18 protein-coding genes are annotated in these 19,884 nt (G+C 37.4%); 11 read left to right on the forward strand and 7 right to left on the reverse strand.

Features of this window, described 5'->3' with window-relative positions; translation table 11 throughout:
• Positions 1 to 22 precede the first annotated feature (22 nt).
• The 3 genes from H4K35_RS00860 to H4K35_RS00870 are packed head-to-tail and all read right to left on the reverse strand — an operon-like array spanning position 23 to position 3,032.
• Entirely contained in the window at positions 23 to 1,084 is a 1,062-nt protein-coding gene (locus H4K35_RS00860; protein WP_182625499.1) for an efflux RND transporter periplasmic adaptor subunit, read from the reverse strand.
• Between the two features lie 24 nt (positions 1,085 to 1,108).
• Positions 1,109 to 2,431, reverse strand: coding sequence for a TolC family protein (locus H4K35_RS00865; RefSeq protein ID WP_182625500.1), 1,323 nt, complete (start codon positions 2,429 to 2,431; stop codon positions 1,109 to 1,111).
• Positions 2,424 to 3,032 carry a TetR/AcrR family transcriptional regulator gene (locus H4K35_RS00870; RefSeq protein ID WP_182625501.1) on the reverse strand — a complete coding sequence of 203 codons (609 nt, stop codon included), beginning with the start codon at positions 3,030 to 3,032 and terminating at the stop codon, positions 2,424 to 2,426. Before H4K35_RS00870 ends, H4K35_RS00865 begins: the two co-directional genes overlap by 8 nt.
• Positions 3,033 to 3,384: 352 nt before the next feature.
• On the opposite strand from H4K35_RS00870, the gene H4K35_RS00875 reads away from it, so the two are divergent.
• The 3 genes from H4K35_RS00875 to H4K35_RS00885 all read left to right on the forward strand — a co-directional run bounded on the left by H4K35_RS00875 (position 3,385) and on the right by H4K35_RS00885 (position 5,038).
• Positions 3,385 to 4,362: a polyprenyl synthetase family protein gene (locus tag H4K35_RS00875; protein ID WP_182625502.1), complete on the forward strand. Its 978-nt coding sequence runs from the start codon at positions 3,385 to 3,387 to the stop codon at positions 4,360 to 4,362.
• A gap of 6 nt (positions 4,363 to 4,368) precedes the next feature.
• Positions 4,369 to 4,710 (forward strand): hypothetical protein, encoded by a 342-nt coding sequence (locus H4K35_RS00880; RefSeq protein ID WP_182625503.1) that lies wholly within the window; start codon positions 4,369 to 4,371, stop codon positions 4,708 to 4,710.
• A 142-nt stretch (positions 4,711 to 4,852) separates the two neighbouring features.
• Positions 4,853 to 5,038 (forward strand): hypothetical protein, encoded by a 186-nt coding sequence (locus H4K35_RS00885; RefSeq protein WP_182625504.1) that lies wholly within the window; start codon positions 4,853 to 4,855, stop codon positions 5,036 to 5,038.
• A 176-nt stretch (positions 5,039 to 5,214) separates the two neighbouring features.
• Here H4K35_RS00885 and H4K35_RS00890 read toward each other — a convergent pair whose 3' ends face one another.
• Entirely contained in the window at positions 5,215 to 5,793 is a 579-nt protein-coding gene (locus H4K35_RS00890) for a hypothetical protein (protein WP_182625505.1), read from the reverse strand.
• A 116-nt stretch (positions 5,794 to 5,909) separates the two neighbouring features.
• Here H4K35_RS00890 and H4K35_RS00895 point away from each other — a divergent pair, with 116 nt between their 5' ends.
• The 6 genes from H4K35_RS00895 (at position 5,910) to dgt (ending at position 13,655) form a co-directional block, all read left to right on the forward strand.
• On the forward strand, positions 5,910 to 8,681 hold the full coding sequence (locus H4K35_RS00895) for a 2-oxoglutarate dehydrogenase E1 component (protein WP_182625506.1): 2,772 nt from the start codon (positions 5,910 to 5,912) through the stop codon (positions 8,679 to 8,681).
• A gap of 48 nt (positions 8,682 to 8,729) precedes the next feature.
• Positions 8,730 to 9,953, forward strand: coding sequence for a 2-oxoglutarate dehydrogenase complex dihydrolipoyllysine-residue succinyltransferase (odhB, locus tag H4K35_RS00900; protein ID WP_182625507.1), 1,224 nt, complete (start codon positions 8,730 to 8,732; stop codon positions 9,951 to 9,953).
• Between the two features lie 127 nt (positions 9,954 to 10,080).
• A complete protein-coding gene (locus H4K35_RS00905; protein WP_060872706.1) occupies positions 10,081 to 10,305 on the forward strand; it encodes a hypothetical protein in 225 nt (74 codons plus the stop codon).
• A gap of 208 nt (positions 10,306 to 10,513) precedes the next feature.
• On the forward strand, positions 10,514 to 11,461 hold the full coding sequence (locus H4K35_RS00910; protein ID WP_255492326.1) for a DnaJ domain-containing protein: 948 nt from the start codon (positions 10,514 to 10,516) through the stop codon (positions 11,459 to 11,461).
• Between the two features lie 121 nt (positions 11,462 to 11,582).
• Positions 11,583 to 12,287, forward strand: coding sequence for an AAA family ATPase (locus H4K35_RS00915; RefSeq protein WP_182625508.1), 705 nt, complete (start codon positions 11,583 to 11,585; stop codon positions 12,285 to 12,287).
• Between the two features lie 24 nt (positions 12,288 to 12,311).
• Positions 12,312 to 13,655, forward strand: coding sequence for a dGTP triphosphohydrolase (gene dgt, locus H4K35_RS00920; protein ID WP_182625509.1), 1,344 nt, complete (start codon positions 12,312 to 12,314; stop codon positions 13,653 to 13,655).
• Positions 13,656 to 13,720: 65 nt separating this feature from the next.
• Here the strand turns inward: dgt and H4K35_RS00925 are convergent, their stop codons facing one another.
• The 3 genes from H4K35_RS00925 to rplU all read right to left on the reverse strand — a co-directional run bounded on the left by H4K35_RS00925 (position 13,721) and on the right by rplU (position 16,149).
• Positions 13,721 to 15,067: a hypothetical protein gene (locus H4K35_RS00925; protein ID WP_182625510.1), complete on the reverse strand. Its 1,347-nt coding sequence runs from the start codon at positions 15,065 to 15,067 to the stop codon at positions 13,721 to 13,723.
• Between the two features lie 434 nt (positions 15,068 to 15,501).
• On the reverse strand, positions 15,502 to 15,762 hold the full coding sequence (gene rpmA / locus H4K35_RS00930) for a 50S ribosomal protein L27 (RefSeq protein WP_182625511.1): 261 nt from the start codon (positions 15,760 to 15,762) through the stop codon (positions 15,502 to 15,504).
• A gap of 24 nt (positions 15,763 to 15,786) precedes the next feature.
• Positions 15,787 to 16,149: a 50S ribosomal protein L21 gene (gene rplU, locus H4K35_RS00935; RefSeq protein ID WP_002989791.1), complete on the reverse strand. Its 363-nt coding sequence runs from the start codon at positions 16,147 to 16,149 to the stop codon at positions 15,787 to 15,789.
• 234 nt (positions 16,150 to 16,383) lie between these two features.
• Here rplU and H4K35_RS00940 point away from each other — a divergent pair, with 234 nt between their 5' ends.
• A complete protein-coding gene (locus tag H4K35_RS00940; protein ID WP_182625512.1) occupies positions 16,384 to 17,703 on the forward strand; it encodes a pitrilysin family protein in 1,320 nt (439 codons plus the stop codon).
• A gap of 21 nt (positions 17,704 to 17,724) precedes the next feature.
• The gene (locus H4K35_RS00945) at positions 17,725 to 19,770 is read left to right on the forward strand and encodes a pitrilysin family protein (protein WP_182625513.1); all 2,046 of its coding nucleotides are present in this window, start codon (positions 17,725 to 17,727) and stop codon (positions 19,768 to 19,770) included.
• Positions 19,771 to 19,884 lie beyond the last annotated feature (114 nt).

The raw sequence follows: 19,884 nt of genomic DNA on the forward strand, positions 1-19,884 counted from the left end.
GTCAATCCTCTCTTTTAGGATGTTATTTAATAATAGATACAGGTGCTTGATCAGTTAAGTTGATTTGTCCGGAGATAATGATAAGCTCTCCTTCTTTTAATCCGTCGAGGATTTCAACAAAATCTCCGAGATTTCTACCCGATACCACTTGTGTAGCAACTGCTTTATTATCAATGATGCGATAAATTAAATTGGAACTTACACTACCTACAAAGGCATCACGAGGAACAAGCAGTAGAGGTGTATCCTGATTTTTATCTGCATCAAAATATGCCGAGCCATACATTCCCGCACGCAATTGCTTGTCTTTGCCATTGGTCAGTAATAAATCTACAGGGTAGTTTAATGCAGCGTCTGCTTTAGGTGCGATAAACGTTACTTTACCCTCAAAAGTTTCATTGGGAAACACACTTGCTTTTACAGGGATAAGATCTCCTTCCTTTAAATTGGCTACATGACTTTCGTCTACGTTCACTCGTAGTTTTAACTGATTGACATTGACAAGATCGAAAAGAGGGGCGCCTGGTGCAACAAAGCTTCCTTGTTCGACGTGTTTTTTGTTGATAACACCGTCAATGGGTGCTTTAATATTAGCGTCAGCAGCGGTGATTTGTGCTGATTTTAAATTGGCTTCTGCGTTTTTGAGCATGAGTTTTACCTGATCCAATTGTTGTTGGGTCACTCCCCCTGTGGTAAAGGCACTTTCAAATCGCGCTACATCCGCTTTGGCAGTGGCATAAGCCGCTTCTGCATTGCGAATTTGAACGTTGATCTGATCGCTATTGACAAGTGCTAAAGTTTGCCCTTTGCGCACACTAGCTCCTTCCTCTACCAACAGACGTACTACGCGTCCTGGTGTTTCCGCTGCAATCGTTACTTCTTGAAAAGGAACAAAGTTTCCATTGGCCTTATAGGTAGCGTCAACGATCTGTACTTTCGCTTGCTCCGCACGTACAGCTATCGTCGCATCCTGCTGGGCAACAAGAGCTGTTTCCGCATCATTCTGAGTCTTGTTTCGCTCTAGTATATAGATGGTCCCGCCAATTAAAGCAACTAGGACTAACGCTGTTATTATTTTTTTCATGGTTGTTTGAGATTAGATGAAGAATTAGTTTAGTAAGGTTTTTAGCTCTCCTTGAGATTTAATAATTTGAATTTCAGCTAGTTTGAAATCGAGAAGAGAAGTTGTGTAATTATTCTCCGCTTCGGTATAAGCATTTTCCGCATTGAGTAGATCAGTCAAAGTAGCCAATCCATGTTGATAGTTGTTCTGCATATTGGTCAATATACTCTTCGCTAGTTCTACGTTTTCTTTCTGAATGTTAATCGTGATTAATGCATTTTCAATTGACTTTTGCGCGTTTGCAAAGTCTAAATGCAAGGCTTGTTTGGTATCGTCCAATTCAATTGCTAGCTTTTCAATCTCTATTTTGGCTTGTTTTACTTTTGATTTTGTTTCAAAACCATTGAAAATAGGTAGCTTAAGCGAGATTCCTACGGCAGATGCACTCGTCCAAAATACACCGTCATTCGGCTTTGCCCCCCACGGAAACTTATCCCCCATACCTTGATAACCAAACGTACCAAAAGCTGATAAGCTAGGATAGTAATCTGCCTGTATTGACTTCAGCTTATAGGTTAAGAGCTCTTTTTGTTTCTCTAACAAGTATACTTCCGTGCGATGATCAATTTTATTTTCAGCCAATACTACGCTTTCATCAATAGTAAAGGTATTGTCAGGCAACTGAATGGGGGTGTCTAAATCCATTCCCATAAAGAACTTTAAAGCATTTTGCTGTAGTTCTACTGCGTTGATTAACTGTTGTTTAGTTGCTTTTAGATTGCTTAGGCTTACTTTTGTTCGATCCAAATCAATCTGTGTTGCCAAACCGTTGCTGTGCAAATCCTCGATGATCGATTTGATGCGTGTCGTACTCGTAATGGTTGTCTCTAAAGTCTGTAGCATCGCTTTAGATTGAAAAACTTGATAGTACGTTGAAGCAACTTTTTCAATGATTTGTTCATCTGTCAACTCCTTGTTGATCACATAGAATTCTTTGGCAGAACGCGCCGCTTTTAATCCCATGAAAACTGCCTGATTAAACAATATTTGAGAAGCAGTAGCCGTAATTTGGGAGTTCCACTTCAAGTTGAAGGGAATCATTTGCGTTTGCCCACCTAGCGTTAATGGCATTTCCTGGATTTTAACGTTGTTGGCAATATTCGCCTCCACATTGAGGTGTGGCAATGCATTTGCTTTCACTTCTTGAATTTGGTAATCACTGTTGACGATGTCCAAGGAGGCTTGTTGAGCTTCCGATTTGTGAACTAATGCGTAGTGTAAGGCGTCCTTTAGTGTTAAAACAGGCGTTTGTGCCCATCCTTGACTGAGGAAAAATAGACTGCATAGGGTGAGGAAAGTTTTATTCATTGATGATACTTTGTTTGAGTTCTAAGTATTGTTTGAGGCCTTTTTCTGTGGTGATACTGCGCATGTGATGATCGAGATGCAAGGCGTGTAATTCCATGTGAGTATATTCCTCTGGTTCAAAATAATCGTGATCATCGATTAAAACTACAGAAGCAATGTGGAAACGTGCCGTAAATTCAACGTCTAGATTCGGTCGGTATACCCCTTCTTTTATTCCTTTTTCCAAGTTGCGCTCAATAATGCCCACAAATTTTTTCTTGTGGATGATCTTTTGCTTCTGTGCAATCTTCGGATAGTATTTGTTCAGTTGATACAAGCAAACAGAGGTTTCAACCGCAAATACTTCATTTATATTGTTATGGGCCGCGATTATTTCCGCTATAGCCGTTTTGTTTTGTGCAAATAGTACTTCAAGTGATTTTAAGAATTTATCGTTGATGTAGACCAAACTCTTTTCTATCAGTTCAGGTTTTGATGCATAGTGTTGGTAAATTGTCTTTTTAGATATCGACAGTTCTGCTGCAATATCATCCATTGTGATGCTCTTATATCCTTGAGACAAAAACAATTGAGTTGCTTTTTCTAAAATTAAAGTTTCCATGTATCTCTTTTTAGTCGGGCAAATATAAATAGGAAACGGAATTGGTTTTAAAGTTTCCATTGATTTATGAAAACTTTAACTCGAAGGAAAGTTTCCATCTAAAAGTGATGTAAAAAGAAGGGGGAGGATATAGGAGATGATTGAATGGACGATTTACCATTAGTTTGAGAGATTTAGAAGTTGTTCTGCAACAAAAATTGAGGGTAGAGGTGATTGAGGTATTGTTTTTGGATGCAAACTGGTGGATTACTGATCTATTTTTAGGATATTTGCGGCAGTCAAAAAGTAGAAATGCGCAGATAAACTAAAAGTCTTTAAAAAACGCGTATTTTTACCAAAATTTTTTTTGAGCATGCAATCAATAGCAAAATATAAAAAAGAGATAGCATCCTATCTTGATTCAATACAATTAGATGGTCAACCAAAGGAACTGTATGAGCCTATTTCGTATATTCTTTCCTTAGGAGGAAAACAAATTAGACCTGTTTTAACGTTAATGGCAGCTGATGTTTTCAATGAAGATCCGAAGAAGGCTATCCATGCGGCTACCGCCATTGAATTGTTTCACAACTTTTCCTTGATGCATGACGATATTATGGACGATGCTTCTTTGCGCCGAGGACATCAAACTGTACACGAAAAATGGGATGTCAATACGGCGATTCTCTCTGGAGATGCTATGCTAATCCTCGCTTATCAATATTTTGAGCATTATGAACCAACCACGTTTAGAGATTTAGCCAAATTGTTTAGCAAAACGGCCATCCAAGTATGCGAAGGCCAACAATACGATATTTGTTTTGAACAACGCGGAGACGTGCGAATCGAACAATACATCAAAATGATTGAGTACAAAACAGCTGTTTTAGTGGCTGCCGCATTAAAGATGGGAGCAATTGTTGCCAAAACATCCGAAGAAAATGGCGACCAAATCTATAACTTTGGATTGAATTTGGGTATTGCTTTTCAATTGCTAGATGATCACTTGGATGCATTCGGAGACGAAGCAACCTTTGGCAAGCGAATAGGAGGAGATATCCTAGAGAATAAAAAGACCTTCTTGTATTTAAAAGCTGTAGAAAAAGCCAATCCCGTACAAAAAGAGGAATTGCTTCGCTTTTATGCCACTGTGGAATGCGAGAATGAAGACCATAAAATTGAACGCGTAAAACAATTATTTATAGAAACAGGTTCGAAAGATGCCTCTTTACAGTTGATCGAACAATACACAGAAGATGCGCTGAAAATTCTTGATGTCCTAGCCATTGAGGAGGATAAAAAAGAACTGCTTCGCGTTTTTAGCAAAGAATTGATGAACAGACAAATGTAATATACTATGGAGGTAGCAGTAACTTATCTTGAAGATCAATTAAAAGAAAGAAACTTATTTGACCCATTGGTCCAACAAGTTCAACGCGATTTTAGATTGAGTGTAGATGAGGATATTGTCTTCCAACCTTCAACTCCTCTTGAATTGGTACATCAAATTCAAGAGGAATTGGAGCGTATGGCTTCGCGTACTCCTGCCAAGCTATCCATGCTACTCTACCGCATTGACGTAGCAGAAAAAGACATCCGCGCTTTAGAAGAAGGCGATGTCTTCAACTATTTTCAACAATTGACCTATCTTATTGTGAAACGCGAGTTTCAAAAAGTGTACTTTAGACATTCACTTTAATACCTGAAACATTACGCTATTTATTTTTCTTTTGAGAAGAGCAAGTTTTTAAGTTATACAAAACAAAGGAGACTAATACAAATCACATCTCGCCAGGAAAATGGTATTGCTTTTGTATTTATGTTACAAAATTAGAGACACTATGAATATAATTGTTTGGCAAGTTTTTATCCTTGGAGTTATCGTTCTAATGATTTACAGTTTATATCGCGTAGGACAATCCTCTTATCCGACAAATAAAAAGATTTTGTTTTTCTTTATGGTGCTGTTCTTCCCGCTATTTGGAAGTTTGGCTTTTCTGATGATGAATCACAACAAAGAAAAATAGCAAAGGAAATGACAAGGGGGCAAGATGCAAAGACACAAGCTAGGAGTTAAATAATATAGACTAGTTTTCGTTTGAAAGTTGTCAGGAACAGGAAGGAAACAACGCTTATACAAGTAAAAAAAGAGCCGATTTGTACAATCGGCTCTTTTTTTGTATCTTATCCAAAGTGATTCGCATTAGAAATAAATGCGGATAAAAGGCATAAAGGCACTGCCATACACCATGTCTTTTTCGCGGTACAATACATTATATCGAATGCCTACCGTTGCGGGGCCACTGCTGTATCCTGCGCCTAAGAATAGGGCAGTATTCCAGAAGTTGGCATCGAGCTTGTGTAAGTCTTCCTTATAAGTATAGGTGTTGTTGACGCGCAATTGCTCCAGTTCAATAGAGAGTTGTAATTGTGGAATCGGGTTAGACAAAGCAATTAAGCTCCCGCCATAAATCCACGATTGGTATTCTTTGACACTACTGTAGTAAAAAGAGCGGTCTTTGCTGTTGATATAACTCCCTTGCAAACCAACACCAACACTCAAATAGGGGTTGACGGTATAGAGTGCACTTGGGGCTAACATCACATCCGTATAGCCATTTCCGAAGCCTAATCCGAACCCACCGCCAAATCTCCATTTTTTGACAGAATCGTAATTTTCGGAGTTATTTCGGTTTTGTTGTGCTAAAAGTGAAAAATTGGACAATAAAAAAAATGAAAAAATGAATAAAATACCCATTTTTTTGACATAAAATCTTCTCATAGCTGTTTTATGAAATTGTTGTGAGATAAAAATAAGAAAAAGTTTATACTTTTGTAATCAAAGAGTTGTATTTTTGTATATATAATATTTAATCAATAGGTCTTTAGACGAAAATTATGGATAGATTTTCCTTTTTAAACGCGGCACACACTGCATTTTTTGCAGATTTGTATGATCAATATTTAGAAAATCCAGATAGCGTAGAACCAAGTTGGAGAGCCTTCTTTCAAGGTTTCGATTTTGCAAATGAATTTAATGATGGCACAGTAGAAAAAGTAACGTATGTAACATCACCAACAACCAGTTCAAATACAGGTAGTTCGGTTGATACAAGCCAAATTGCAAAAGAGTTAGCTGTACTGAAGTTAATTGACGCGTACAGGACTTACGGACATCTATTGACCAAGACCAACCCGCTTAGAGAGAGAAGAGTTGTTCATCCTGATTTAAACCTTGAAAAATTCGGTTTATCAGCGGCTGATCTAAATACAAAGTTTGACGCAGCTAAAGTGTTACAATTGCCAACGGCTACATTAGCACAAATTATTGCTCAATTAGAGAAAATTTACTGCGCTACTTTAGGTATTGAGTTTAAATATATTACAGACGAAAAAGAAGTGAATTGGATCCAAGATCACTTCGAAATCCCAGAAGCAAAATTTAATGCAGAAGAGAAAAAAGAAATTCTACACAAGTTAATTGAAGCGGTTTCTTTCGAAAACTTCTTAAACACAAAATATGTAGGTCAAAAGCGTTTCTCATTAGAAGGTTTAGAAGCTGCAATCCCAGCGATGGACTTTTTAATCGAAGCAGCTGCTACAAAAGGCGTAGAGGAAATTGTTGTTGGAATGGCACACCGTGGTCGTTTGAACGTTTTAGCAAACGTATTCAAAAAACCTACCCAAGAAATATTCTCTGAATTCGACGGAAAAGATTATGATACGGTAGAAGGCTTCGATGGGGACGTTAAATATCACTTGGGGTTAAGCTCAACACGCCAAACACGCGCAGGAAAAGATATCCACCTAAACCTAGCGCCAAATCCTTCTCACTTAGAGACTGTTGGTGCCGTAATTGAAGGAATCGCCAGAGCAAAACAAGATACCGTATTCGCTAGCCAACCATCTAAAGTATTGCCAATCGCTTTACACGGTGATGCCGCTATTTCAGGACAAGGAATTGTGTATGAAATCGTGCAAATGGCTCAGTTAAGAGGATATAAAACAGAAGGAACTATCCATATTGTACTAAACAATCAAGTTGGATTTACTACAAACTATACTGACGGTCGTTCATCTACGTATTCTACAGATATTGCGAAAGTTACCGCATCACCTGTGCTACACGTAAACGCAGATGATACTGAAGCTGCGGTACGCGCATTCTTATTCGCTTTAGAATACCGTATGACTTTTGGTCGCGATGTTTTTATCGACTTAGTGGGATACCGTAAATATGGACACAACGAGGGAGATGAACCAAAATTCACCCAACCTCTTTTATATAAATTGATTGCTAAGCATCCAAACGCTAGAAATATCTATAACGCACGATTGTTAGAAGATAAAATCGTGGATGAAAGCTTTGTTAAAGATTTAGAACAACAATATAAAGATGTATTAGAACAAGATTTACAAATTTCTCGTGAGAATGAATTTGTTAAAATCAGAACGTTCATGCAAGAAAACTGGAAGGATTTCAGAACGGTAGACGAAACGGAAATGGTTGTGGATTACGATACAAAAGTGTCTAAGCAAGTGTTGACGGATATCGCTGAGGTAATTACTGCACTTCCAGAAGATAAAAAATTCATCAGTAAAGTAAAAAGACTGATCGGAGATCGCAAAACCATGTTCTTCGAAAACGATAAGTTAGACTGGGCCATGGGAGAACTTTTGGCTTATGGGTCTCTACTTTCAGAGGGGTACGACGTGCGTATGTCTGGACAAGACGTTGAACGCGGTACGTTCTCTCACCGTCACGCTGTGGTTAAAACAGAAGATACGGAGGAATTAATCGTTTTATTGAACCAATTGAAAGACCAAAAAGGACAAATGAGAATTTACAATTCCCTATTGTCTGAATATGCTGTGGTTGGATTTGAATATGGATACGCCTTGACTAATCCAAATACCCTAACTATTTGGGAAGCGCAGTTCGGAGATTTCTCAAACGGTGCTCAGATTATGTTAGACCAATACATCTCTGCTGCAGAAGATAAATGGAATAGCCAAAACGGTTTAGTGATGTTGTTGCCACACGGGTATGAAAACCAAGGGGCAGAACACTCTTCCGCTCGTTTAGAACGCTATTTACAGCTATGTGCAGAACACAATATGTTCGTAGCAAACTGTACAACACCAGCAAACTTCTTCCACTTGTTGAGAAGACAAATGGTAACAGACTTTAGAAAACCGTTGATCGTGATGTCACCGAAGAGTTTATTGAGACATCCAATGGCAACGTCTACAATCAGTGAATTAGCAGATGGTAAATTCCAATACGTGATTGACGATACTGTTACAGATAAAGCAAAAGTGAAATCGTTGGTGTTTGTGTCTGGAAAATTCTACTACGATCTAGTTGCGAAAAGAGAAGAACTAGGAAGAGATGATATTGCATTTGTGCGTATCGAACAATTGTTCCCTTTACCAGTAGAGCAAATTAAAGCAGTGATCGCTTCGTATCCTAATGCAGATGATTTTGTTTGGGCACAAGAAGAACCAAAAAACATGGGAGCCTACGGCTATATGTTGATGAACTTTGATGAAAAACCATTGCGTTATGCAGGTAATAAAGCATACAGTGCGCCAGCATCAGGAAGTTCAACGCGCTCTAAAAAGCGTTATGCTTATGCAATAGAAAAAGTTTTTAATAAGAACTTATAATAAAAAAAGAGTATTTTTACATAACAATATTTAATTAAAGAATATACGATGAGCATCTTAGAAATGAAAGTTCCTTCACCAGGTGAATCAATTACAGAGGTTGAAATTGCTACTTGGTTGGTAAAAGATGGAGATTATGTTGAAAAAGACCAAGCAATTGCTGAGGTTGATTCAGATAAAGCAACATTAGAATTGCCTGCAGAAGCAAGTGGAATCATTACTTTAAAAGCAGAGGAAGGTGACGCAGTGGCTGTAGGTCAAGTAGTTTGTTTAATCGATACTAGTGCTGCAAAACCAGCAGGAGGTTCTTCTACTGAGGCTAAGCCTGCAGCTGAAGCACCAAAAGCAGAAGCGCCAAAAGCAGAGCCTGTACAAGCACCTGCAGCAGCAACTTACGCAACAGGAACAGCTTCTCCAGCAGCTAAAAAGATACTAGATGAAAAAAACATTGATGCTGCTACTGTTACTGGAACAGGAAAAGATGGTAGAATCACAAAAGAAGATGCTTTAAACGCGAAACACTCAATGGGAACACCAACGGGAGGACCAAGAGGAGAAGAGCGTAAAAAAATGTCTATGTTGCGTCGTAAAGTGGCTGAGCGTTTAGTAGAAGCTAAAAACACAACAGCTATGTTAACTACCTTCAACGAAGTTAACTTGACGAACGTAAACAAATTGAGAAGCGAATACAAAGATGCTTTCAAAGCTAAACACGGTGTTGGATTAGGCTTTATGTCTTTCTTTACAAAAGCTGTTACTCGTGCTTTGGAATTGTATCCAGACGTGAATTCAATGATAGACGGACAAGAGCAAATTAAATATGACTTCTGTGATATTTCAATCGCAGTGTCTGGACCTAAAGGATTAATGGTGCCAGTTGTTCGCAATGCTGAATTATTGTCTTTCCGCGGAATTGAAGCTGAAATTAAACGCTTAGCAACAAGAGCACGTGATGGACAAATTACTGTAGACGAGATGACAGGTGGTACTTTTACAATCACAAATGGTGGTGTATTTGGATCAATGTTGTCAACGCCTATTATCAACCCTCCACAATCTGGTATCTTGGGAATGCACAATATTATTGAGCGCCCAATCGCAGTAAACGGAAAAGTTGAAATTCACCCAATGATGTTCGTAGCCTTATCATATGACCACCGTATCATCGACGGACGTGAGTCAGTAGGTTTCTTAGTAGCAGTTAAAGAAGCGTTAGAAAACCCAACAGAGCTATTGTTGGATAACAATCCTAAAAAAGCTTTTGAACTATAATATCAAAAAGGCAACTCGAAAGAGTTGCCTTTTTAGTTTACGGTTGACAGTATAAGATAGAAGGCAAACTATGAATAGTAAACCGTACACAAAATAACGTATCTTTGTCCATTAAAATCACAAGACCATGTCGAAAGAAACGAAAAAAGGAATATTTAGAGGTATTATTGAAAAGGACGAATTGGGAAACTATTTTTGTGGACCATACTTACTCGATTATCAATACACAGAAGCTCAATTTAAGTTGGGGGATATGATTAGTATCAAAACGGTTATTGCTAATCCAAGTGGAAAGAGTAGAACGGCTTATCCAATGAAATCCATGAAATTTTTCTTGGCTGACGAAGAGTAGAGGAAAAGCGAACGATATAGAACATGCAAAGACAGAATTTAGGTTCTGTCTTTTTTTGTATACCTATTGCAACTGTATCGTATATCTAATACTAAATCTCTATTCTGGGGGAGTGCAAAAAAATATTTTAGCAATCCCCTGTGGGGTAGCCAATTTTTTTTCTACATTGTACAGTTGCTAGATGCTGCTAAAGGCTCGATATCTGGCTATGAATTCACTTCTTAATTTACAATTGTGTATGCCTAGTTATTACGCTATTTTAGAGCTTGAACCCACGGCTACTTCGGGTGAGATTAAACAAGCCTTTCGCCGCTTGTCTAAGTTGTATCATCCCGATATGAATCAAGGCAATACGACGTATCAGCACAAGCTTTTCGAAGTAGTTAAGGCATATGAGACTTTGGGCAATGAAGTTACGCGAAAAGCCTATGATTTGACGTTGTTTCGCACTACAGCAGAACCGTCAAGAGCTACTAACGCTGGTTATGCTTCATCTACGACCTCTTATGCCAATCTTTATCAACCTGAAATTGTTGAGTTTTCTTGTAATCAAACCTATTGTTTTGTAGGAGATATCCTTGAAATTTCTTGGAAATGCAAAAATGCCGATATAATACGCATTTATCCCTTGGGGTATATGGATGAACTAAAAGGAAAGGTTGTATATCGCGTTAGAGAAATGCGCACAAAATACCTCTTTTTTGAGCTAACTGTCACCAATAATTACAGCTCGATACCAGTTAAAAAAGTCATTAAACTAGACAATGGAACCCAGTTGAGATTTACAGAAGCGCATCGCGATGATTTTGCAAATTATACCGCGCCTTATTCCTGGGGCTGGGGTTTTTTAGCACCAGTAGGGCGAAGTTCAAGAAAAGATTACGCCCTGCGTATGGCTCTTTTAGGCAGTTTGTTTGTAGTTGTTTATCTAGGGCAACCTTTTTTCGAATACGAAGATACTTTCTCTTTTCTCTCGACGGTGTTGATTTACCTTGCGATTATTTGCTCCGCCCGACGATTACACGATGTAAGCTGGCACGGAATATTCGCCCTAACACTGCTGATTCCCTTTTTAAATGTCCCAGTGCTCCTTGTGCTTTTTTTGCTGAAAGGAGTTGAATTACCCAACAAATATGGACGTAAACCCAAGTTTTAATCGCATGGGATCTAAAAAAAACGCAGGTGATTTTGCCCTGCTTTTTTAGCGTTTCTCATGGGAAGCTAACGTTTTTTTTAGCTTATATTTGTAGTTAATAATGTTCAAATCATATTTTGAGATGAGTTCTTTGTATTATATCGACAGAACGGATACGCGTTTGGAAGACGTTATGTTTACCGAAACAGTAGCAAGGGAAATCGAAGCGTTCTTAAAGGAGTATAAGTTTCGTGAAATTTTGACGAAATACAATCTTCCAGTAAGTAATAAAATTTTGTTATACGGCAAAACGGGGTGCGGCAAAACAATGACAGCAAAAGCAATTGCCAAGCAATTGGACAAAAAGTTGATCGTTGTGAATTTGGCGACCATTGTTTCCGCTAAACTTGGTGAAACAGCCAAAAACATCGAAAGTCTATTTAAAGAAATTCAATATGAAAGTGCCGTTTTGTTTTTTGACGAATTTGATTCTTTAGGTCAAATTCGCGATTATGACAACAAGGATAATAGCGAGATGAAACGCGTGGTAAATGCTATTTTACAGCTAATCGACAACCTCCCACAAAAATCAATTTTAATCGCGGCTACCAATCAAATCCAGATGATTGATGAGGCATTAGTGCGTCGATTCGAGGTCAAGCTGGAGTATACCGCTCCAGAAAAGGAGGCTTTGGATAAGTATTACGATAAGATGCTAGCTTTTTATCCTGAAGAATATGCTCAAGTAGAGCGATTGTATGATATTTCCTATGCAGAAGCCAAAACACATATTTTCCGCACAGTAAAGAACAATATTATTGCAAGCCAATTAGAATTAGAAAATTAGTAAAGAATCAAAAGAATAGAATTTATGATGAAATGGGAAAAGTTGCTGTCTTTAAAAAAGCACGGCGACACCTTTGTACGTAATCGCTTAGATGAAAGTCAGACGCGAATAGGATTTGAAGTAGACTATGACCGTATTATATTCTCCTCGCCTTTTCGCAGTTTACAAGATAAAACACAAGTGATCCCTTTGTCAAAAACTGATTTTGTTCACACGCGTTTAACTCATAGTTTAGAGGTTTCTGTAGTAGGTCGTTCACTTGGACGCAATGTAGGGGCAAAGTTACTAGAGAAATATACATTTTTAGCAGAAGAATACGGCTATACCGTAAATGATTTTGGTGCGATTGTCGCCGCAGCATCCTTAGCACATGACATCGGAAATCCTCCATTCGGTCATTCAGGAGAAAAGGCGATTGGCGATTTTTTTAGCCGCGGAAAAGGCGTGGTGTTCAAAGACCAATTGACCGAAAAAGAATGGCAGGATTTGATTGATTTTGAAGGAAATGCCAATGGTTTTTCTATTTTGACTAAATCTCGTCCTGGTATTGATGGCGGTTTGCGTATTTCCTACGCAACATTAGGTGCTTTTATGAAATATCCAAAAGAGAGTTTACCTAAAAAACCCACACGAGATATCTCAGATAAGAAGTACGGTTTTTTCCAGGGAGACAAAGAAGCCTTTATTGATGTAGCCTCTGAACTGGGTATGATCATGAAAGACGATCGTGTAGAAACGGCTTTTTATCGCCATCCGCTAGCGTATTTGGTAGAAGCAGCCGACGATATTTGTTATACAATTACTGATTTCGAAGATGGGATTAATCTAGGGTGGATTCCCGAAGAACACGCCTTAGAATTCTTGATTATGATTGTGCAAAATAGCATTAATACCCAAAAGTATTCTCAACTCAACTCCAAAGAAGACCGAGTAAGCTATTTAAGGGCTTTGGCCATTGGTAGTTTAATTGACGATGTGACGCGTTTGTTTATCGAAAATGAAGAAAAGATTTTGGCAGGAGATTACCCTTTTGCTTTAACTGAAAAATGTTCCTATATCGCACAGATGAAAGACATCTTAGCGGTGAGCATCAATAACGTCTATCAAAGCAAAGAAGTAATTGAAAAAGAGATCATAGGGTATCAGGTGATAGAAACGCTTTTAGAGCGCTTTATTACAGCTACAAATAACCGTTATTATGGGGAAGACAATCACTACGATGGATTAATTTTAAAACTTTTGCCTGAGCGCTATATTGTAGAAAGTGATAGTTTATATGAACGATTGATGAGTATTTGTCATTTTGTCTCCATGTTAACCGATGGTAAAGCACTAGAATTATATCACACCATTAAAGTAACCAAATAAAAAAAAGGCATTTGAAATTAATTTCAAATGCCTTTTTTCATTATTTAACAAATATGGAAATGCGATTATATTTTTTTAGTTGTTGGAATCCAAACGTGAGCGTAAGCCATCATTCCTCCGTCCCATACTTTCATTGCATCTGGAGCAGCGAGCGCTTTTGCTTCTTCTAATGTCATTCCAATAACGTTTCCTTTACTCGTAGAGATAGATGTTACACCACCTTTTGTTGCAATTGCAAATGTTGCTTTTCTCCCATCTGAGTAATCTTTAACATATAACGTTAAGAATTGTCCATTTCTTTCTGCGTAGTATCCTTCAGAGTTAGTGATTTCGAAAATGATTTGTCCTTTCGTTTCGTCCTCAAAAACTTTTTTCAATTCTAATTTTCCACCTTCAGAGAATGTACCTGATCCAGTGAAATCTCCCATGAATAAGAATGCTTCGTTGTTTTCGCCCACCGTGAACTGATAGTATCCTAAGTTATTTCCAATTGTAGCAGAAAGATAGGTACCGTTTAATTCGGCAAATGCTGGTGTAGTTTCACCACCATCAGCACCTACTTTTTCATAAGTACTAAATCTAGCCCCTGTTAATTCTGATGCTAATGCAAATTCAGCTTCAGCTTTTGTTTTAGCGTCTGCTTCGCCAAACGTTAATCTTGCTACATCTACTGTGTTTTCTGTAATATTTTTCAATTGAACCACATAGAATGATCCTGCTTTTTCACCTGTACCTTCTAATAAGATTTTGTTGGTATTGGTGTTGTGCTGTAACACTTTCATATCATAAGAATCATTGAAGTTCACTACTGTATTACCGAAAGTGTAGTAGTAGGTATGTCCTTGTTGAGAGAAAACGTATCTTCCTTGTACAGGTAAATTGATTTTTACTGGCTGTTCACCACCAGATTTAGTCAATTTTAACCAGCTAAATTTGTTGTTTGCGTGGTCTGGTGTTCCGTTTCCACTTGGAGGGAAAACCGCTTCGATTGCTTCGATTTCAGATTTGAATGAGTAATCAATATTAATGTCTAATGACTCTCCCTCTTTGATGTTGCGCAAGAAGAAAGCTTTGTACTCACTCTCTTTTGAATGTTTAGAAACAACTTTTAATACGTTGTCCTTGTTTTTGTAAATTTTGATGATATTATAGGTATCATCTTCTTGACCGCTTCCTGCCATTAATGACATTTGCATCGCGATTGATTTCTTTTTAAACTCAAATGGAATTGGGTTTCCAGCATGCGCATAAGCGTAAGTTCCTTCAAATGGCAATTCTGAACCAACTTCAGTTTGTCCATTTTTGTTGTCTTCTTTTCTGATTACGTCATCATCACTAGAACAGCTAGTAGTACCTACAGCAAATAACGCCATAATTGCAAAAGCAGATAAGAGTTTAGTTACTTTCATCATGAGTAGATTATTATTATGTTTTTAGTTATAATTTAATTTAGACCAAAAATAAATAAGAAAAACGACATGTGCAATATTATTTTTATTTTTTCTAAATAAGAATAGCGAATAAGAGATTGTGCGTGTTTTTTTTGTTTTTTGTGAGGATTTGGTGAGCGGAGCCCTTCACAAGGTTTGTTTAATTTTTTCTTTTTATAACAAAATTAATCGTTATAAAAGATAGTTTCAAAATTAAAGCACAACGCACAAATCGTAGCGTAGCGAATATTCATCGAACACCAAAGCAATTATAAACTAGGTGAGATAAAGAGCAACGCACAAAGAGCAACGCACAAAGCACATTCGACCCCATAAAAAAAAGGTATTGTGAAATTTCACAATACCTTTTTTTATTTTGTAATCATTGTATCTGTATAGACAGATAACCTAGATTCTTAAGCTTCAAATGGTTCGATAGAAACGTAAGACTTGTTGTCTTTTTTCTTTTGGAATTTAACAACACCGTTAACTTTAGCATGTAAAGTATGGTCTTTTCCCATATAAACGTTTTCACCAGGATTATGCTTAGAACCTCTTTGTCTTACAAGGATGTTTCCAGCGATAGCTGCTTGACCACCGTAAATCTTAACACCTAAGCGTTTCGATTCTGATTCTCTACCGTTCTTTGAACTTCCGACACCTTTTTTGTGAGCCATGACGTTATAATTTTAAATTGTTAATTACTCAGCTGCTTCAGCTGTTTCTTTTTTAGTCGCTTTTTTCTTTGCTCCACCGAAGTTGATTCCTTCAATTACGATTTGAGTCAAAGCTTGTCTGTGACCGTTTTTCTTTTTGTAACCTTTTCTTCTTTTCTTTTTGAAAACGATTACTTTGTCACCTTTAAGGTGTTGTAAAACTTTAGCTTCTACAGAAGCACCTTCTATAACTGGGGCGCCTACAGTAATGTTATTGTTGTCATCAACTAAAAGAACTTTATCAAAAGTGATAGTCGCTCCTTCTTCTGTTGCCAAACGGTGAACATAAACTTTAAGGTCTTTGCTAACTTTGAATTGTTGCCCAGCTATCTCTACGATTGCGTACATAACAATAAATTATTAAGGTTTATTTAAGTGTGCAAATGTACAATTCTTTTTTAATTGGTCAAATCTTTTTTAAAAGAAAAATAGTTAATAGTTAGTGGTTAAGAGTTGATTTTGTTCATTCTGCGGTTTGCTTATGCGCAAAAAAACAAATGTCACAAAAAAAAGAGATCTACTGTAACAAAAGACTACTTCGTGCGTCTTATAGAGCTATAAACTAAATTCAAAAACTAAAAAATGAAAAGATCACTCTTGATTTTAGGCGCATTATTTTACGGAATGACTGCGTCAGCTCAAAAAGTGGAATTCGAAGAATACACTTTAGATAATGGGCTAAAAGTTATTTTGCATCAGGATAAATCAGCTCCTGTAATTATCACATCGGTCATGTATCACGTAGGGGCGAAGGATGAAAATCCTGAGCGCACGGGCTTTGCACATTTCTTTGAACATTTGCTATTTGAAGGAACAAAAAATATAGAACGCGGAGAGTGGTTCAAACTAGTAACGGCAAACGGAGGACAAAACAATGCCAATACATCGGATGACAGAACGTATTACTACGAGGTGTTCCCATCAAACAACTTAGAGTTAGCTTTGTGGATGGAGTCAGAGCGTTTAATGCACCCTATTATCAATCAAATTGGTGTAGATACCCAAAATGAAGTGGTAAAAGAAGAAAAGCGTTTGCGTATGGATAACCAACCTTACGGACAATTATTACCTCAAGTAAAAGAAAACTTATTTAAAAAACACCCGTATCGTTGGGCACCTATTGGTTCTATGGAACACTTAGACGCGGCAACATTAGAGGAGTTTTTAGCGTTTAATAAAAAATTCTATATTCCGAATAATGCCGTGTTAGTCGTGGCAGGTGACTTTGAAAAAGAACAAGCGAAAACGTGGATTGATCATTACTTTGGTACAATCGAAAAAGGGACTCCTGTTACACGTGTAGCGATTCAGGAAGATCCAATTACAAAAGAAATCAGAGCTGAATACGAAGATCCAAACGTTCAAATCCCAATGTTGGTGCAAGCTTACCGCACGCCATCAATGAAAACACGTGATGCACGTGTATTAGATATGATTTCTACTATTTTATCTGGAGGAAAAAGCTCAAGATTGTACAAGAAAATTGTTGATGAGCAGAAAAAAGCATTAGAAATTGGGGCATTCAACTTGAGTCAAGAAGATTATGGCGCTTATTTAATCTTTGGTTTGCCTATGCAAGGGTTTACAACCGCTGATTTAGTAACTGAAATTGATAAAGAGATTGAGAAATTACAAACAGAATTAATTTCGGAGCGCGACTTCCAAAAATTACAAAACGTATTGGAAAATAACTACGTGAGTGAAAATGCTAATTTAGAAGGATTAGCACATAATTTAGCTACGTATAGCTTGCTTTATGGAGATACCAATCTAATTAATACAAATATTGAGTTGTACAAAGACATCACCCGCGAGGAAATCCGTGAGGTAGCTAAAAAATACTTGAATAAAAATCAACGATTAATTCTAGATTATATTCCAGAGAAGGAAGCGAATAACTAATGCTAAACAAGACAAAGAAAAATGAAAAAAGTATATATATATGCAGCTAGTTTAGTTTTTGCTTTAGCAGCTGCTCAACTACAAGCGCAAGACAGAAAACAACCGGTTTCAGGACCAGTACCAGCGGTACACGTAGGACAACCTACTTCTTTTGTCCTAAAAAATGGATTGAAAGTTTTAGTGGTTCCCAATCATAAATTACCACAAGTATCTTATACCTTAACGATAGATAATCCTTCCATTGTTGAAGGAGAAAAAGCAGGTGTATCCTCTATTTTATCTCAAGTATTAGGGAATCAAACAAAAAAAATGTCCAAAGAACAATTCAATGAAGAAATTGATTTCTTAGGAGCAAATATTCAGTTTTTCTCTAGTGGAGCTTTTGCTAGTGGATTGTCAAAGTATAATGAAACTATTTTAGGCCTATTAGCGGATGGAGCATTAAATTCTGTAATTACACAAGAAGAATTCGACAAGGCTAAAGCGCAGGTAATAGAATCTTTAAAAACAAGTGAGAAGAGCGTTTCTGCAGTTGCAAGTCGTGTAGAAGATGCTTTGTTATATGGAAAGAACACTGCGGCAGGAGAATTTGAAACTGAGGCGACCGTATCGAATGTTACGTTAGCAGATGTACAAGCACATTATGAGAAGTATTTCACACCAAATAACGCTTATTTAGTAGTGGTTGGTGATGTAGATTACAAAAAAACAGAAAAGGCAGTTAAATCATTATTCAGCAACTGGAAAAAATCAACTGTCGCTTTTGAAGAAGCAGCTACCAACAAAAATGTAGCGTCAACGCAAATTGATTTTGTCAACATGCCCAATGCGGTACAGTCTGAGATTGCTTTAGTCAATGAAGTAGATTTAAAAATGACCAATGACGATTATTTTGCTGCAATTTTGGCGAATCAAATCTTAGGAGGAGGTGGTGAAGGACGCTTGTTCTTAAACCTACGCGAAGCACATGGATGGACATATGGTGCGTATTCCTCTATTAGTGTTGCGCGTAAATACCCTGGTAAATTCAGAGCGAGTGCATCAGTGCGTAACGTCGTAACGGATAGTGCTGTAACAGAATTTATCAAGGAAATTGAATTGATGCGTACAACCTTAGTAAAGGATGAAGAATTGAAAATGGCTAAAGCCAAATACATCGGGAACTTTGTGATGCAAATTCAAAAACCAGAAACAGTAGCCCGATATGCTTTAAATAAAGAGCTACACAAATTGCCTGCTGATTTTTACGAGAATTACATCAAACGCATTAATGCTGTAACAGCAGCAGATATTCAAAAAGCAGCGCAAAAGTACTTCTTAAATGAGAATATGCGTATTGTAATTGTTGGAAAAGGAGCAGATGTTGTTGCTGGATTAGAAGGATTGAATAAACCGATGTTCTTCTATGACAAAGAAGCAAATGCAGTTGAAAAGCCTGTATTCAAAAAAGAAGTAGCAGCAGGTGTAACCGTAGAAACAGTCTTGGCAGCTTACATTAAGGCTATTGGTGGAGCGGATAAAGTAAAGGCTGTGAAATCACTTTTAATTACTAGCGAGGCTGAAGTACAAGGTATGAAGTTGGAAATGGTAAATAAAGTGAAAGACGGATATTTGTCTTCAGAACAAAAAATGATGGGTACGGTGATGTCTAAGCAGGTGATTACACCAAAAATGGGATATACCATCATTCAAGGTCAAAAAACAGATGTTACAGGAGATGAGTTGAAAGACGCTCAAGCTGAGGCAACGCCATTTGCTGAATTAAAAGTAGATGCAGCGGCAGTATTAACGGGAATTGAATCCATCAATGGAGTAGATGCATACGGAGTAAAAGCAGGTAATACCACAACGTATTACGATACAACTACAGGATTGAAAGTCGCTGCTGTTCAAGAATTGGAGCAAATGGGACAAAAAATGCAACAAGTTGTGAACTATTCAGACTATAAAGAGGTTAATGGAATTAAATTTCCTTTTGTTCAGTCGATGAATGTGGGAATTGAAATCGAAATGAAAGTGAAGGAAATCAAAGTTAACGAAGGAGTTTCGGATGCAGATTTTAAATAATCTTTTTTAAAATTAATTATAATTCTTTTTATGAAGTCGCTATTCTAAATGAATAGCGACTTTTTTTTGCGTCGACCCTTGTGATTGATTCTCAAAATAAAAAGACTGAATGAC

The sequence above is a fragment of the Myroides sp. NP-2 genome (assembly GCF_014145665.1).
Taxonomy (GTDB): domain Bacteria; phylum Bacteroidota; class Bacteroidia; order Flavobacteriales; family Flavobacteriaceae; genus Flavobacterium.

Excerpts from the sequence above, each read along its gene's own strand:
- H4K35_RS00860 (WP_182625499.1), bottom strand. The coding sequence starts at position 1,084 with ATGAAAAAAATAATAACAGCGTTAGTCCTAGTTGCTTTAATTGGCGGG.
- H4K35_RS00865 (WP_182625500.1), bottom strand. The coding sequence starts at position 2,431 with ATGAATAAAACTTTCCTCACCCTATGCAGTCTATTTTTCCTCAGTCAA.
- H4K35_RS00870 (WP_182625501.1), bottom strand. The coding sequence starts at position 3,032 with ATGGAAACTTTAATTTTAGAAAAAGCAACTCAATTGTTTTTGTCTCAA.
- H4K35_RS00875 (WP_182625502.1), top strand. The coding sequence starts at position 3,385 with ATGCAATCAATAGCAAAATATAAAAAAGAGATAGCATCCTATCTTGAT.
- H4K35_RS00880 (WP_182625503.1), top strand. The coding sequence starts at position 4,369 with ATGGAGGTAGCAGTAACTTATCTTGAAGATCAATTAAAAGAAAGAAAC.
- H4K35_RS00885 (WP_182625504.1), top strand. The coding sequence starts at position 4,853 with ATGAATATAATTGTTTGGCAAGTTTTTATCCTTGGAGTTATCGTTCTA.
- H4K35_RS00890 (WP_182625505.1), bottom strand. The coding sequence starts at position 5,793 with ATGAGAAGATTTTATGTCAAAAAAATGGGTATTTTATTCATTTTTTCA.
- H4K35_RS00895 (WP_182625506.1), top strand. The coding sequence starts at position 5,910 with ATGGATAGATTTTCCTTTTTAAACGCGGCACACACTGCATTTTTTGCA.
- odhB (WP_182625507.1), top strand. The coding sequence starts at position 8,730 with ATGAGCATCTTAGAAATGAAAGTTCCTTCACCAGGTGAATCAATTACA.
- H4K35_RS00905 (WP_060872706.1), top strand. The coding sequence starts at position 10,081 with ATGTCGAAAGAAACGAAAAAAGGAATATTTAGAGGTATTATTGAAAAG.
- H4K35_RS00910 (WP_255492326.1), top strand. The coding sequence starts at position 10,514 with ATGAATTCACTTCTTAATTTACAATTGTGTATGCCTAGTTATTACGCT.
- H4K35_RS00915 (WP_182625508.1), top strand. The coding sequence starts at position 11,583 with ATGAGTTCTTTGTATTATATCGACAGAACGGATACGCGTTTGGAAGAC.
- dgt (WP_182625509.1), top strand. The coding sequence starts at position 12,312 with ATGATGAAATGGGAAAAGTTGCTGTCTTTAAAAAAGCACGGCGACACC.
- H4K35_RS00925 (WP_182625510.1), bottom strand. The coding sequence starts at position 15,067 with ATGATGAAAGTAACTAAACTCTTATCTGCTTTTGCAATTATGGCGTTA.
- rpmA (WP_182625511.1), bottom strand. The coding sequence starts at position 15,762 with ATGGCTCACAAAAAAGGTGTCGGAAGTTCAAAGAACGGTAGAGAATCA.
- rplU (WP_002989791.1), bottom strand. The coding sequence starts at position 16,149 with ATGTACGCAATCGTAGAGATAGCTGGGCAACAATTCAAAGTTAGCAAA.
- H4K35_RS00940 (WP_182625512.1), top strand. The coding sequence starts at position 16,384 with ATGAAAAGATCACTCTTGATTTTAGGCGCATTATTTTACGGAATGACT.
- H4K35_RS00945 (WP_182625513.1), top strand. The coding sequence starts at position 17,725 with ATGAAAAAAGTATATATATATGCAGCTAGTTTAGTTTTTGCTTTAGCA.